The 12082-nt window shown below is 72.5% G+C and carries 13 protein-coding genes and 1 tRNA gene; 9 read left to right on the top strand and 5 right to left on the bottom strand.

Annotated elements, in window-relative coordinates; genetic code table 11:
- Positions 1-2: 2 nt before the first annotated feature.
- Positions 3-78, top strand: a tRNA-Glu gene (locus AB4Z02_RS03535).
- 53 nt (positions 79-131) lie between these two features.
- Here the strand turns inward: AB4Z02_RS03535 and AB4Z02_RS03530 are convergent.
- The gene (locus AB4Z02_RS03530) at positions 132-734 is read right to left on the bottom strand and encodes a MerR family transcriptional regulator (protein ID WP_441969334.1); all 603 of its coding nucleotides are present in this window, start codon (positions 732-734) and stop codon (positions 132-134) included.
- 91 nt (positions 735-825) lie between these two features.
- On the opposite strand from AB4Z02_RS03530, the gene AB4Z02_RS03525 reads away from it, so the two are divergent.
- Positions 826-1320, top strand: coding sequence for a monooxygenase family protein (locus AB4Z02_RS03525; protein ID WP_441969332.1), 495 nt, complete (start codon positions 826-828; stop codon positions 1318-1320).
- An 8-nt stretch (positions 1321-1328) separates the two neighbouring features.
- On the opposite strand, the gene AB4Z02_RS03520 is transcribed toward AB4Z02_RS03525, so the two are convergent.
- A complete protein-coding gene (locus tag AB4Z02_RS03520; protein ID WP_056883602.1) occupies positions 1329-2072 on the bottom strand; it encodes an IclR family transcriptional regulator in 744 nt (247 codons plus the stop codon).
- A gap of 141 nt (positions 2073-2213) precedes the next feature.
- On the opposite strand from AB4Z02_RS03520, the gene leuC reads away from it, so the two are divergent.
- The 4 genes from leuC (at position 2214) to murA (ending at position 6847) form a co-directional block, all read left to right on the top strand.
- Complete coding sequence (leuC, locus tag AB4Z02_RS03515; RefSeq protein WP_056883603.1) at positions 2214-3659, top strand: 3-isopropylmalate dehydratase large subunit; 1446 nt, start codon at positions 2214-2216, stop codon at positions 3657-3659.
- Positions 3659-4252, top strand: coding sequence for a 3-isopropylmalate dehydratase small subunit (leuD, locus tag AB4Z02_RS03510; protein ID WP_056883604.1), 594 nt, complete (start codon positions 3659-3661; stop codon positions 4250-4252). Before leuC ends, leuD begins: the two co-directional genes overlap by 1 nt.
- 395 nt (positions 4253-4647) lie before the next feature.
- Positions 4648-5457, top strand: a complete 810-nt coding sequence (locus tag AB4Z02_RS03505; RefSeq protein WP_441969329.1) for an HU family DNA-binding protein — start codon at positions 4648-4650, stop codon at positions 5455-5457.
- 73 nt (positions 5458-5530) lie between these two features.
- A complete protein-coding gene (murA, locus tag AB4Z02_RS03500; RefSeq protein ID WP_056883606.1) occupies positions 5531-6847 on the top strand; it encodes a UDP-N-acetylglucosamine 1-carboxyvinyltransferase in 1317 nt (438 codons plus the stop codon).
- A gap of 72 nt (positions 6848-6919) precedes the next feature.
- On the opposite strand, the gene AB4Z02_RS03495 is transcribed toward murA, so the two are convergent.
- On the bottom strand, positions 6920-7138 hold the full coding sequence (locus AB4Z02_RS03495) for a hypothetical protein (RefSeq protein ID WP_441969327.1): 219 nt from the start codon (positions 7136-7138) through the stop codon (positions 6920-6922).
- A 49-nt stretch (positions 7139-7187) separates the two neighbouring features.
- Positions 7188-7847 (bottom strand): 2-phospho-L-lactate guanylyltransferase, encoded by a 660-nt coding sequence (gene cofC, locus AB4Z02_RS03490; RefSeq protein WP_441969325.1) that lies wholly within the window; start codon positions 7845-7847, stop codon positions 7188-7190.
- Positions 7848-7952: 105 nt separating this feature from the next.
- Between cofC and AB4Z02_RS03485 the strand changes: the two genes are divergently transcribed.
- Positions 7953-8714, top strand: coding sequence for a lysophospholipid acyltransferase family protein (locus AB4Z02_RS03485; RefSeq protein WP_235531427.1), 762 nt, complete (start codon positions 7953-7955; stop codon positions 8712-8714).
- On the top strand, positions 8711-9709 hold the full coding sequence (locus tag AB4Z02_RS03480) for an NAD(P)H-dependent glycerol-3-phosphate dehydrogenase (protein WP_441969322.1): 999 nt from the start codon (positions 8711-8713) through the stop codon (positions 9707-9709). Before AB4Z02_RS03485 ends, AB4Z02_RS03480 begins: the two co-directional genes overlap by 4 nt.
- A 45-nt stretch (positions 9710-9754) precedes the next feature.
- Here the strand turns inward: AB4Z02_RS03480 and AB4Z02_RS03475 are convergent, their stop codons facing one another.
- Positions 9755-10828, bottom strand: coding sequence for a trans-sulfuration enzyme family protein (locus tag AB4Z02_RS03475; RefSeq protein WP_056883609.1), 1074 nt, complete (start codon positions 10826-10828; stop codon positions 9755-9757).
- A 58-nt stretch (positions 10829-10886) separates the two neighbouring features.
- On the opposite strand from AB4Z02_RS03475, the gene AB4Z02_RS03470 reads away from it, so the two are divergent.
- Positions 10887-12032: a D-alanine--D-alanine ligase family protein gene (locus AB4Z02_RS03470; RefSeq protein WP_369818907.1), complete on the top strand. Its 1146-nt coding sequence runs from the start codon at positions 10887-10889 to the stop codon at positions 12030-12032.
- Positions 12033-12082: the final 50 nt, after the last annotated feature.

The following is a 12082-nucleotide window of genomic DNA, read 5'->3' as shown; positions in this document are numbered from 1 at the left end:
AGGGCCCCGTTGTGTAGCGGCCTAGCACGCCGCCCTCTCAAGGCGGTAGCGCGGGTTCGAATCCCGTCGGGGCTACCAGTTCGCGAAGGCCCCCGCCCAGTAGGGCGGGGGCCTTCTATGTCTGCCCCGGCTCATCCGCGTCGGGCGCTGACCGACTCCTGCGCGAGCCGCCGCAGCGCGACGAGCACGGGGTCCACCATCACGGTGCCGACCACGACGGTGTGCATCGCTGCGGCCGGGCTCTCGGCGGCCAGCGCCACGTCGAGGTCCACCGCGGCGACGTCGGCCATCGCCGCGGCGTAGCGGCGCAGCGACCCGGTGGACAGCTCCACGCCGGCGGCGCGCGCCGCGGCCACCGCTGCGCTCAGCGCCCGCAGGGCCGGCGCCTCGGGCCACACCGGCCAGCCGAGGTCGTCCACCAGCGCGGCGACCTCGTCGCTGACCGGCCCCTGGTCGCCCGGCGTCGGCAGCGCGCAGTGGGCGACCCCCAGCAGCTCGTGGCGCGAGGGCGGGGGAGCGGCGAGGGCCGCGAGGATCGAGTGCACGCCGGCGATGCCCACCCCGCCGTGCTCGACGAGCGCACGCACGAGCCGCACCCGCTCGACGTGCTCGGCGCCGTACTCCGCGCGGGTGCGGCTCGTCGCCTCGCCGGGCATGAGCAGCCCTTCGCGCAGGTAGTACTTGAGGGTGTGCACGGGCACGCCGGTCGTCTCGGCGAGCTCGGAGATGCGCATCGGTTCCGCTCCTGGTCTTGACATCGGATAGTGCTACTGCCCAATATGGCAGAAGAGTCAATGGACAGCGGCACTATCCAAGGAGAACGTCATGGTCGAGCGCGTCACCCACGCCTACGAGGGCCCCCTGGCGGTCTTCCTCATCGGCCTGCGGGTCCACAAGCCGTGGCGGGTGGGCGTCGTCGGCTCCGCGGTGCGGGCGATGCCCAGGATGATCGTCGAGCTCGAGCGCAACAAGGCCGCCGCTGCCCGCGGCGAGGCCGAGTCGCTGGGCTACCTCGGGAGCCGGTCGACCGTGCACGGCCTCGGCACGACGATGATCCAGTGGTGGCGCAGCGTCGACGACATCTACGCCTACGCCAACGCGACCCCGCTCGAGCACCGGCCGGCATGGCTGGCCTTCTACCGCGCCGCCGGCACCGATCCGTCGGCCGTGACGATCTGGCACGAGACGTATGCCGTGTCGTCGGCGGAGAGCATCTACGCCGGGCCCGCGCCGTTCGGGCTCGCAGCGATCGCGGGCACGGTCCCCGTGGGTCGCCGTGGCGAGACGGCCCGCGAGCGGATCGCAGCCCCCGGGCGGTAGGGGAGCCCTCAGGCGTGGTTCTGCTGCTGCTGCTGGGCGTGGTGGCGGGCGAGGACCTCGGTGAGCTTGTTGGCGCCGGCGATGACCGTGGCCGCGTGCAGGCGTCCCGGCTGGCGGGACAGGCGCTCGATGGGACCCGAGATGGAGACGGCAGCCACGACGCGGCCCGAGGGCCCCCGCACCGGCGCCGAGACCGAGGCGACCCCGGCCTCGCGCTCGCCGACGCTCTGGGCCCAGCCGCGGCGACGGACGCCCGAGAGGGTCGTGGCCGTGAACTTGGCCCCGTGGAGCCCGCGGTGCAGCCGGTCCGGCTCCTCCCAGGCGAGGAGCACCTGGGCGGCGGAGCCGGCGAGCATCGACAGCGTGGCGCCGATCGGGATGGAGTCGCGCAGGCCGACCGGGCGCTCGGCGGCGGAGACGCAGATGCGGTGGTCGCCCTGGCGGCGGAAGAGCTGGGCGCTCTCGTTGGTGTGGTCGCGCAGGGCCCCGAGGACGGGGCCTGCGGCGGCGAGCAGCCGGTCCTCGCCCGCGGCGGCAGCGAGCTCGGCGAGGCGCGGCCCCAGCACGAAGCGGCCCTGCAGGTCGCGGGTGACGAGCCGGTGGTGCTCGAGGGCGACGGCCAGCCGGTGGGCCGTCGGGCGGGCGAGACCGGTGGCGGTCACCAGCTGCGCAAGGGTCGACGGCCCGGCCTCGAGGGCGCCCAGGACGATGGCCGCCTTGTCGAGAACGCCGACTCCACTCGTGTTGTCCATGGGATGATATTGCCGTCTCATCGGATGAGACGCAAATCCGTGGGCGTGTCGTGCGTGCCAACCTCGGAGAACCGCGCGGCGTGGCGCCCCCAGGCGCACGCGCGCGTGCAGCACGCAGGACGCGACGGAGGAGTGGGAGACGTGTCAGGAACTTTGGCCGAGAAGGTGTGGGACGCCCACGTGGTGCGTCGGGCGGAGGGTGAGCCCGACCTGCTCTACATCGACCTCCACCTCGTCCACGAGGTCACCTCGCCCCAGGCCTTCGACGGCCTGCGGCTCGCGGGGCGCCCGGTGCGCCGGCCCGACCTGACCCTCGCCACTGAGGACCACAACGTCCCGACGACCCCCGGACCCATCACCGACCTGGTCAGCAGGACCCAGGTGGAGACCCTGCGCCGCAACTGCGAGGAGTTCGGGGTCCGCCTGTTCCCGATGGGTGACGCCGAGCAGGGGATCGTGCACGTGGTCGGGCCCCAGCGCGGCCTGACCCAGCCGGGCATGACCATCGTCTGCGGGGACAGCCACACCTCGACCCACGGGGCGTTCGGCGCGCTGGCGTTCGGCATCGGCACCTCCGAGGTCGAGCACGTCCTGGCCACGCAGACGCTGCCGCTCAAGCCCTTCCGCACCATGGCCATCAACGTCGAGGGCGAGCTCCAGCCGGGCGTGACCGCCAAGGACATCGTCCTCGCCGTGATCGCCAAGATCGGCACCGGCGGGGGACAGGGCTATGTCCTGGAGTTCCGAGGCAGCGCCATCCGCGCGCTGTCCATGGAGGCCCGCATGACGGTGTGCAACATGTCGATCGAGGCAGGTGCGCGCGCGGGCATGATCGCCCCCGACCAGACGACCTTCGACTACCTGCAGGGCCGCGACCACGCCCCGACCGGCGCCGACTGGGACGCCGCCGTCGCCGAGTGGTCGCAGCTGCGCAGCGACGACGACGCGGTGTTCGACGCCGAGGTCCACCTCGACGCCGACGCCCTGACGCCGTTCGTCACCTGGGGCACCAACCCCGGTCAGGGCCTGCCGCTGAGCGCCGCCGTCCCCGACCCCGAGACGATGGGCGACGACAACGAGAAGGCCGCCGCTCGCCACGCCCTCGAGTACATGGGACTCACGGCCGGCACGCCGCTGCGCGAGATCAAGGTCGACACGGTCTTCGTCGGCTCCTGCACCAACGGCCGCATCGAGGACCTGCGCGCCGCCGCCGAGGTGGTCAAGGGCCGGCGGGTGGCCGACGGCGTACGGATGCTCGTCGTCCCCGGCTCGGCCCGCGTGCGGGTCCAGGCCGAGCAGGAGGGGCTGGACCGGGTCTTCACCGCGGCCGGCGCCGAGTGGCGCCTGCCCGGGTGCTCCATGTGCCTCGGCATGAACCCCGACCAGCTCGCGCCTGGGGAGCGCAGCGCCTCCACCTCCAACCGCAACTTCGAGGGCCGGCAGGGCAAGGGCGGTCGGACCCACCTGGTCAGCCCGCTGGTCGCCGCCGCCACCGCCGTGCGCGGCACGCTGTCCAGCCCCGCCGACCTCGTCGAGGTCGGTGCCACCGCAGGTGCCCCGGGCGCCTCGAGCGAGGGGAGCAAGTGATGGAGGCCTTCACCACCCACACCGGGATCGGCGTGCCGCTGCGGCGCAGCAACGTCGACACCGACCAGATCATCCCCGCGGTCTACCTCAAGCGGGTCACTCGCACCGGTTTCGAGGACGGCCTCTTCGCTGCCTGGCGGCGCGACGAGACGTTCATCCTCAACAACCCTGCGTACTCCGCCGGGTCGGTGCTCGTGGCCGGCCCCGACTTCGGGACGGGCTCGTCGCGCGAGCACGCGGTCTGGGCCCTGATGAACTACGGCTTCCGGGTCGTGCTGTCATCCCGGTTCGCCGACATCTTCCGGGGGAACAGCGGCAAACAGGGCCTCCTGACCGCGCAGCTGGCCCAGGACGACATCGAGCTCATCTGGAAGTACCTCGAGAACGAGCCGGGCGCCTCGGTGACCGTCGACCTCGTGTCCCGGAGCGTCACAGCGGGCGACATCGTGGCCCCCTTCGAGGTTGACGACTACACCCGGTGGCGCCTCCTCGAGGGCCTCGACGACATCAGCCTGACGCTCCGTCACGAGCAGGACGTGACCGACTTCGAGGCTCGTCGACCCTCCTGGAAGCCGTCGACCAAGGCGGGCTGAGGTCCGGCGCGCCGACACGGCGACGAAAACCTTTGGCGGACCGGCTGGTTCGCCGTCGCAGGGCCCGGGCGGGGTGTGCCCGGGCCCTCTCGGCGTCGCGGTACGGTGTCGCCGACTCCACTTGGGTGGGCGAATTGCGTTGCCTCGCAACGCAACTGCATGGCCGTCTGGTCTGGCGCGAGGCACATCCCTCCAACGGTGCGCGACGCGCCTACTGAGCCTCGCGGAGTACTCCCGAGCGCCTGAATCCGTTGCGACACAATGGATCAGCTGGTCCGGATGGTGGACGGGGCCCCCGTTGCGCCCTAACGTCAGACTCAAGTCGGGCACAGGCTCGGCCGCCCACCGCGTCGGACCCAGGGGTCCGGCACCACCAACCCTGTGGAGGGGAAGCCGTGAACAAGGCAGAACTGATCAAGGAGCTCGAGTCGCGACTCGGCAGCCGCAAGGCTGCCAGCGAGGCGCTGACCGCCGTCGTCGACGTGGTCATCCGTGAGGTCGCCAAGGGCGGCAGCGTGGCCATCACCGGCTTCGGCACCTTCGAGCAGGCCGCTCGGGCCGCCCGCACGGGCCGCAACCCCCGCACCGGCGCCGCCGTGAAGATCAAGAAGACCGTCGTCCCCAAGTTCCGCGCGGGCTCGGCGTTCAAGGATGTCGTGAAGAACCCCCGCTCGCTGCCCAAGACGGCGGTGGCGGGTGCTCGTGCCGCAGCCGGCACGGCCAAGACGACGACGGCGAAGTCGGCCACCGCCGCGAAGAAGACGGCCACGAAGGCCGCCCCCGCGAAGAAGGCAGCCACCAAGGCAGCCACCACCAAGTCAGCCGCCGCGAAGTCGACGACCGCCAGGAAGACGACCGCCACCAAGGCGGCGCCGGCCAAGAAGGCCACCGCCACCAAGGCGACCACGACCAAGGCCGCCGCCCGGAAGACGACCGCGACCAAGGCGACCACCGCCAAGGCCACCACCGCCAAGGCCGCGACCACCCGGAAGTCGACCGCCACGAAGGCGGCCCCGGCCAAGAAGACCACGCCCGCCAAGAAGACGACGGCCACCAAGGCCGCCACGAAGGCCACAACCACCCGGAAGACGACCGCCACGAAGGCGGCGCCGGCCAAGAAGGCGGCCCCGGCCAAGAAGGCGACGGCCACGAAGGCGGCTCCCGCCAAGAAGGCCGCGACCAAGCGCACGGCCAAGCGCGCCTGACCCGGCGCACGCCCGTGGGGCCGGCACCCCCCTCGGGGTGTCGGCCTCTTCGGCTCTTTGGGATGCTTGCGCCATGGCAGACATCCTCACCGTGAACGGTGGCTCACCGCTGGTCGGAGACCTCGAGGTCCGCGGGGCCAAGAACCTGGTCTCGAAGGCCATGGTGGCGGCCCTGCTGGCCGAGGGACCCTGCCGACTGCGCAACGTCCCGGAGATCTCGGACGTCAAGATCGTCTCGGGTCTGCTCGAGCTCCACGGCGTCAAGATCGACTCCACCGACCGCGACGGCGAGCTGCTGCTCGACCCGACCAACGTCGAGCAGGCGCACGTCGCCGACATCGACGCCCACGCCGGCTCGTCCCGGGTCCCCGTGCTCCTGTGCGGCCCCCTCCTGCACCGCCTCGGTGAGGCCTTCATCCCCGACCTCGGCGGCTGCCGCATCGGTGAGCGACCGATCAACTACCACCTCGACGTGCTGCGCCAGTTCGGCGCCGACGTCCAGAAGCGTCCCGAGGGACTGCGCCTCACCGCGCCGGAGGGCCTCAAGGGCACCCGTATCCAGCTGCCCTACCCCAGCGTCGGCGCCACCGAGCAGGTCCTCCTGACGGCGGTCCGCGCCCAGGGCGTGACCGAGCTGCGCAACGCCGCCGTCGAGCCCGAGATCCTCGACCTCATCGCCGTCCTGCAGAAGATGGGGGCGATCATCAGCGTCGAGACCGACCGCGTCATCAAGATCGAGGGCGTGGACCGCCTCGGCGGCTACGACCACCGGGCCATCCCGGACCGCATCGAGGCCGGCTCCTGGGCCTGCGCCGCGCTCGCGACCCGGGGCGACGTCTACGTCCGCGGGGCCCAGCAGCTCGCGATGATGCCGTTCCTCAACGTGTTCCGGAAGATCGGCGGCGACTTCGACGTCGACGACGAGGGCATCCGGTTCTGGCACGCCGGGGGCACCCTCAACTCCCTGGTCCTCGAGACCGACGTCCACCCGGGCTTCATGACCGACTGGCAGCAGCCGCTCGTCGTCGCCCTGACCCAGACCACGGGCCTGTCGATCGTCCACGAGACGGTCTACGAGAACCGTCTGGGGTTCACCGAGGCGCTGGGGGAGATGGGCGCCGTCGTTCAGCTCTACCGTGAGTGCCTCGGCGGCTCGCCCTGCCGGTTCGGGCGGGCGAACTTCCGGCACAGCGCCGTCATCTCCGGCCCGACCCCGCTGCGGGGCGCCGAGATCACCGTGCCCGACCTGCGCGGTGGCTTCAGCTACCTCATCGCGGCCCTCGCCGCGGAGGGGCAGTCCAAGGTGCACGGCATCGAGCTCATCTACCGCGGCTACGAGCGGTTCTCCGAGAAGCTCGACGCGCTGGGCGCCGACTACCAGGTCGGCTGACCGGGGCGGCTGACCAGGGCGGACGACTCTCCGACGGGACAGGAGGCGGGCTTCCCGACCGGTCGGACGGCGTCAGCCGATGGGCTGGTCGTCGCCGATGCCGACGATCCACAACCGCTCGACGGCCGTGCCGCCGGCGTCGAGGTCGAGGCTGAGCCGCTGACCGGCGCGCAGGTGGCGCAGGGCGCTCGCGCCGAACACCTCGGCCGTGAAGGGCACCTCGCGACCGTCGTCCAGCAGCACCGAGCCCGCACCGGAGTGCTCGTCGAAGGTGTGCACGCTGCCCTGCATGCCCGGCAGCGTAGCCCGCAGCCGCAGGACCCGGTCGAGCCCCGGTGGGCTACCGAGCCGGGTCGCCCGCGAGCTCGAGCACCGCGGAGGTCAGGGGGCCCAGGCCCAGCCGCGCAGCTGCGGCGAGGTCCACGTCCTCGTCGACGTCGGTGCGCAGGCGCGGCAGGTCGACGTCGAGCCTGGTGTGACCGGCCTGCTCGTGCGCACGCGCCGAACCGGGCCCGAACCTCGGCACCAGTGCGCCGGCCTCGCGAGCCGTGAGCAGGACCGTCCCGTCGCCCGAGGCGTCGGGCACGACGGCGAACCGGTGGTCGGTCGCGGCGACGAGGGCTGCCACCAGGTCCTGCGGCTGCAGGGCAGGCAGGTCACCGAGCAGGGCCGCCACCGGTGCACCCGGCGACGTCGACACGACGTGGTCCCGGCCGGCCCCGACGGCGGCGTTCAGCCCGCGCCCCGGGTCGGCGACGAGCGCCGTGCCGAGCCGGGTCGCCACCGCGACCACGCGGGGGTCCGACGTGACGACCACGACCTGCGACGCCGGGAGCGCAAGACAGCAGGCGGTGAGGCAGTCGCCGGCCAGGGCCAGGGCGAGGTCCTCGCGGGCCACGCCCGCGGGCGGGTGCAGGCGTGACTTGGCCCCCGTGCCACCCTTGACGGGCACCACGAGGTGCCAGGGCAGACCGGCTGGTCCGGGGCTCGCAGAGGTCATCGACCCGATCGTCGCAGTGGTGGCGCGGTCGCTCGACACCGACCCCCTGAGCCGCGAGGATGCACACTCGACCCGTCGCCCCCGACCTGACCACGGAGACCCCACGTGACCGCCAGCGGCACACGCACCCTGCCCTTCGCCTACCGCCTCGCGGTGGCGATCGTGCGTCCCCTGATGCTGCTGCTGACCAAGCGGACCTGGCGTGGGACCGAGAACCTCCCGACGTCCGGTGGGTTCATCGTCTGTCCCAACCACCTGTCCTACGCCGACCCGTTCACGTTCGCGCACTTCCTCTACGACAGCGGGCACCCGCCCTACTTCCTGGGCAAGGAGGCGGTCTTCCGGATCCCCGTCGCGGGCGCGATCCTGCGCGGGGCGCAGCAGATCCCGGTCTACCGCAACACCGGTCGTGCGGCGGACGCCTTCCGCGCGGCGGTCGCGGCGGTCAACGAGGGCAAGTGCGTCGGGGTCTACCCCGAGGGCACACTCACGCGGGACCCCGAGCTGTGGCCGATGGTCGGCAAGACCGGCGCCGCGCGCATCGCCCTGACCACCCGCTGCCCCGTCATCCCGGTGGCGCAGTGGGGACCCCAGGAGATGCTCGCGCCGTACTCGAAGAAGCCGAAGCTGTTCCCCCGCACGCGGGTCGTCATGTCCGCCGGTCCGGCCGTCGACCTGAGCGACCTCTACGACCAGCCGGTCACCGGTGCCCTGCTTCGACAGGCGACCGACCGCATCGTCGACGCGATCACGGTGCAGCTGGAGGCGATCCGCGGTGAGAAGGCCCCGCTGGAGCGCTTCGACTCGCGCAAGCACGGGCTGCCGGAGACGGGCAACTTCCACCGGCGCAAGGGTGGCGGCCAGTGACCAGGGCTGCAGTCTTCGGGACCGGCAGCTGGGGCACCGCGTACGCCGCCGTGCTCGCCGACGGTGGCACGCCCGTGACGATGTGGGGCCGTCGCCAGGCGATGGTCGACCAGGTCAACGCCGGCTGCAACGAGGACTACCTGCCGGGTATCGCGCTGCCGCCCGGGATCAGGGCCACTGCCGACCCGGCCCAGGCGGCCGCAGGTGCCGACATCGTCGTCCTCGCGGTGCCCTCGCAGACCCTGCGCGCCAACCTTGCCGAGTGGGCGCACGTCCTGCCCCGTGAGGCCGCGGTCGTCTCCCTGATGAAGGGCGTCGAGCTCGGCACCACCAAGCGGATGAGCGAGGTCATCGCCGAGGCCGGGGGCGTGCAGCCGGGTCGCATCGTCGTGGTCTCGGGACCCAACCTGGCCAAGGAGATCGCGCAGAAGCAGCCCGCTGCCAGCGTCGTGGCGTGCGTCGACGAGCGCGTCGCCGAGATGGTCGCCGAGGCATCCAACCCGCCCTACTTCCGCCCCTACACCTCCAGCGACGTGATCGGCGTCGAGCTCGGTGGAGCGGTCAAGAACGTCATCGCCCTCGCGGTCGGCATGGCCGAGGGCCTGGGCATGGGCGACAACTCCAAGGCGTCGATCATCACCCGCGGCCTGGCCGAGACCTCGCGCCTCGGCATGAAGCTCGGGGCCGACCCCGTGACCTTCTCGGGGCTCGCGGGCGTCGGCGACCTGATCGCCACCTGCATGTCGCCCCTGTCACGCAACCGCACCTTCGGCGTCAACCTCGGCAAGGGGATGAGCGTCGAGGAGGTCGTTGCCGTGACCCGGCAGACGGCCGAGGGCGTGAAGTCGTGCGAGTCGATCCTGCAGCTCGCCCACGACCACGGGGTGTCGGTCCCGATCATCGAGCAGGTGGCAGCCGTGGTGCACGACGGCCGCAGCCCGCAGGAGGTCGTGGGCGCGCTCATGCTGCGCGCGCTGAAGAACGAGGCCGAGTAGCCCAGACCCGAGAGCCGTCGGCTCCGTTCCCTCGCTCGCGTTCTGTCAGCCGCGGAGGGCCTGGTCGAGGTCGCGCCAGAGGTCCTCGACGTCCTCGATGCCGACCGACAGCCGCAGCAGGTTCTCCGGCACGGTCCGCGGTTCCGCCGGGTGCCGGCGGCGCCGCTCGATCTGGGACTCCACCCCACCGAGGCTCGTCGCGTGGGTCCAGAGCTCCGTCGCGGCGGCGACGCGCTCCGCGCCCTCGGCTCCACCGGGTACCTCCACCGCGATGATCGCCCCGAACCCGGGGTAGCGGGCCGTCTCGACGCCGGGGTGGCTCTCGAGGCGGCCGGCGAGCTCGCGGGCGTTGGCCGTTGCGCGCTCGAGGCGCACGTGCAGCGTCCGCAGGCCGCGCAGGGCCAGCCACGTCTCCATCGGGCCGGCGATCGCGCCGCCCAGCAGGCGGGCCGTCGCCAGCCGGGCCCGGAGCTCGCGTCCGGCCTCGGTCGCGCCCGTGACCAGGGCGCCGAGGATGACGTCGCTGTGGCCGGAGAGGTACTTGGTCACCGAGTGGAGGACGACGTCGACGCCGTCCTCCAGGGGCCTCTGCACCAGGGGCGTCGCGAACGTGTTGTCGCACACCGTGACCGCGCCCGCCTCACGGGCCATGGCCGCCAGGGCGCGCAGGTCCGACACCTCGAGCATCGGGTTGGTCGGCGACTCCAGCCACAGCATGGCCGCGCCCTCGAGCGCGGTCCGCACCGCCGCCTGGTCGGTGGGGTCGACGCGCCGCACGACCGCGGCGCCGGCGCCGGCCAGCTGGTCGAGCAGGGCGGTGGTCCCGTTGTAGGCGTGGTGGGGGACCACGACCGCGCCACCGTGGGGGAGCAGCGACACCGCCGCCGAGACCGCGGCCATGCCCGAGGCGAAGACCAGCGCGTCACCACCCTCGAGGGACCCCAGCGCCTCCTCGAACGCGGTCCACGTCGGGTTGCCGCCGCGCGCGTAGTTGACCGGGCCGTCGGCGATGTAGGTCGACGACAGCTCGAGCGGCGCGTTGACGCCGGCACCGGGGGTGCGCGGCTGGCGGCCGAGGGCGACGACGCGGGAGGCGGGGGAGAGGTGCTCGTGGGTCACCCGGCCAGCGTAGGCGGCGTGCTCCGCGAGCCGTGTCCGTGCCCGGCCGGTGGGCCGGATACGCTCGTCCGCGATGACCACCGACCAGCCCGCAGCCCGTAAGCCCCGAGTTGCCGTCGTCTTCGGCGGACGTTCCTCCGAGCACGCGGTCTCCTGCGCCACCGCAGCTGGGGTGATGCGGGCCATCGATCGCGACGCCTACGACGTCGTGCCGATCGGCATCTCCCGCGACGGGCACTGGGTGCTCACCGACGGCGACCCCGACCGCCTCGAGCTGACCTCGACGCGCACCCCCGAGGTCGCGGCCGACGGAGCGGGCGTGGTCATCCCGCTGGCCACCACCGACCGCACCCTGGTGACCCTCGAGCCGCGTGAGGTGCCGAGGTCGCTGGGTGAGGTCGACGTCGTCTTCCCGCTGCTGCACGGGCCGTTCGGTGAGGACGGCACCATCCAGGGACTGTTCGAGATGGCCGACATCCGTTACGTCGGCTCAGGGGTGTTCGCCTCCGCGGCCGGCATGGACAAGCACCACATGAAGGTGATCTTCGCCGGCGCCGGCCTGCCCGTCGGGCCGTACGTCGTCATCACCGACGCACAGTGGCAGCGCGACAAGGCCGCGGCCATGGACGCCGTCGGGGCGCTGACCTTTCCCGTGTTCGTCAAGCCCGCCCGGGCAGGCTCCAGCATGGGCATCTCCAAGGTGTCGACCCCGGAGGCCCTCGAGGGGGCGATCGAGCTCGCGCGCACGCACGACCTCAAGGTCGTCGTCGAGCAGGGCATCGTCGGCCGGGAGATCGAGTGCGCAGTGCTCCAGGGCCGCGGCACCGACGAGCCGCGGGTGTCGCACGTCGGCGAGATCGAGGTGACGGCCGGCGGCGGCCACGAGTTCTACGACTTCGAGGCCAAGTACCTCGACGACGGGGCGGTGCTCTCGTGCCCTGCAGCGGTCCCGGACCACGTCGCGGCCGAGGTGCAGCGGCTCGCGCGCGCGGCGTTCGAGGCGCTCGGGTGCGAGGGACTCGCGCGGGTCGACTGCTTCTACACCGACAGCGGTGAGGTCGTCGTCAACGAGATCAACACGATGCCCGGGTTCACCCCGCACTCGATGTACCCGCAGATGTGGGAGGCGACCGGGCTCTCCTACCCCGACCTCATCGACGAGCTCCTCCAGCTCGCCCTCACGCGCCCCGTCGGTCTTCGATAGGTCCCGACCTCCGGGCCGCCGGGCTCCCGACACACCCCGACTTGTTGCCA

The organism is Pedococcus sp. 2YAF34, assembly GCF_052114585.1.
Taxonomy (GTDB): Bacteria; Actinomycetota; Actinomycetes; order Actinomycetales; family Dermatophilaceae; genus Pedococcus.
The sequence above is the reverse complement of the archived record's forward strand: the minus strand, read 5'-3'. Positions and strand labels throughout refer to the sequence as shown.

What these genes read in the sequence shown, in the direction of transcription:
- AB4Z02_RS03530 (WP_441969334.1), bottom strand. Translation starts at nt 734, where the DNA reads ATGCGCATCTCCGAGCTCGCCGAGACGACCGGCGTGCCCGTGCACACC.
- AB4Z02_RS03525 (WP_441969332.1), top strand. Translation starts at nt 826, where the DNA reads ATGGTCGAGCGCGTCACCCACGCCTACGAGGGCCCCCTGGCGGTCTTC.
- AB4Z02_RS03520 (WP_056883602.1), bottom strand. Translation starts at nt 2,072, where the DNA reads ATGGACAACACGAGTGGAGTCGGCGTTCTCGACAAGGCGGCCATCGTC.
- leuD (WP_056883604.1), top strand. Translation starts at nt 3,659, where the DNA reads ATGGAGGCCTTCACCACCCACACCGGGATCGGCGTGCCGCTGCGGCGC.
- murA (WP_056883606.1), top strand. Translation starts at nt 5,531, where the DNA reads ATGGCAGACATCCTCACCGTGAACGGTGGCTCACCGCTGGTCGGAGAC.
- AB4Z02_RS03495 (WP_441969327.1), bottom strand. Translation starts at nt 7,138, where the DNA reads ATGCAGGGCAGCGTGCACACCTTCGACGAGCACTCCGGTGCGGGCTCG.
- cofC (WP_441969325.1), bottom strand. Translation starts at nt 7,847, where the DNA reads ATGACCTCTGCGAGCCCCGGACCAGCCGGTCTGCCCTGGCACCTCGTG.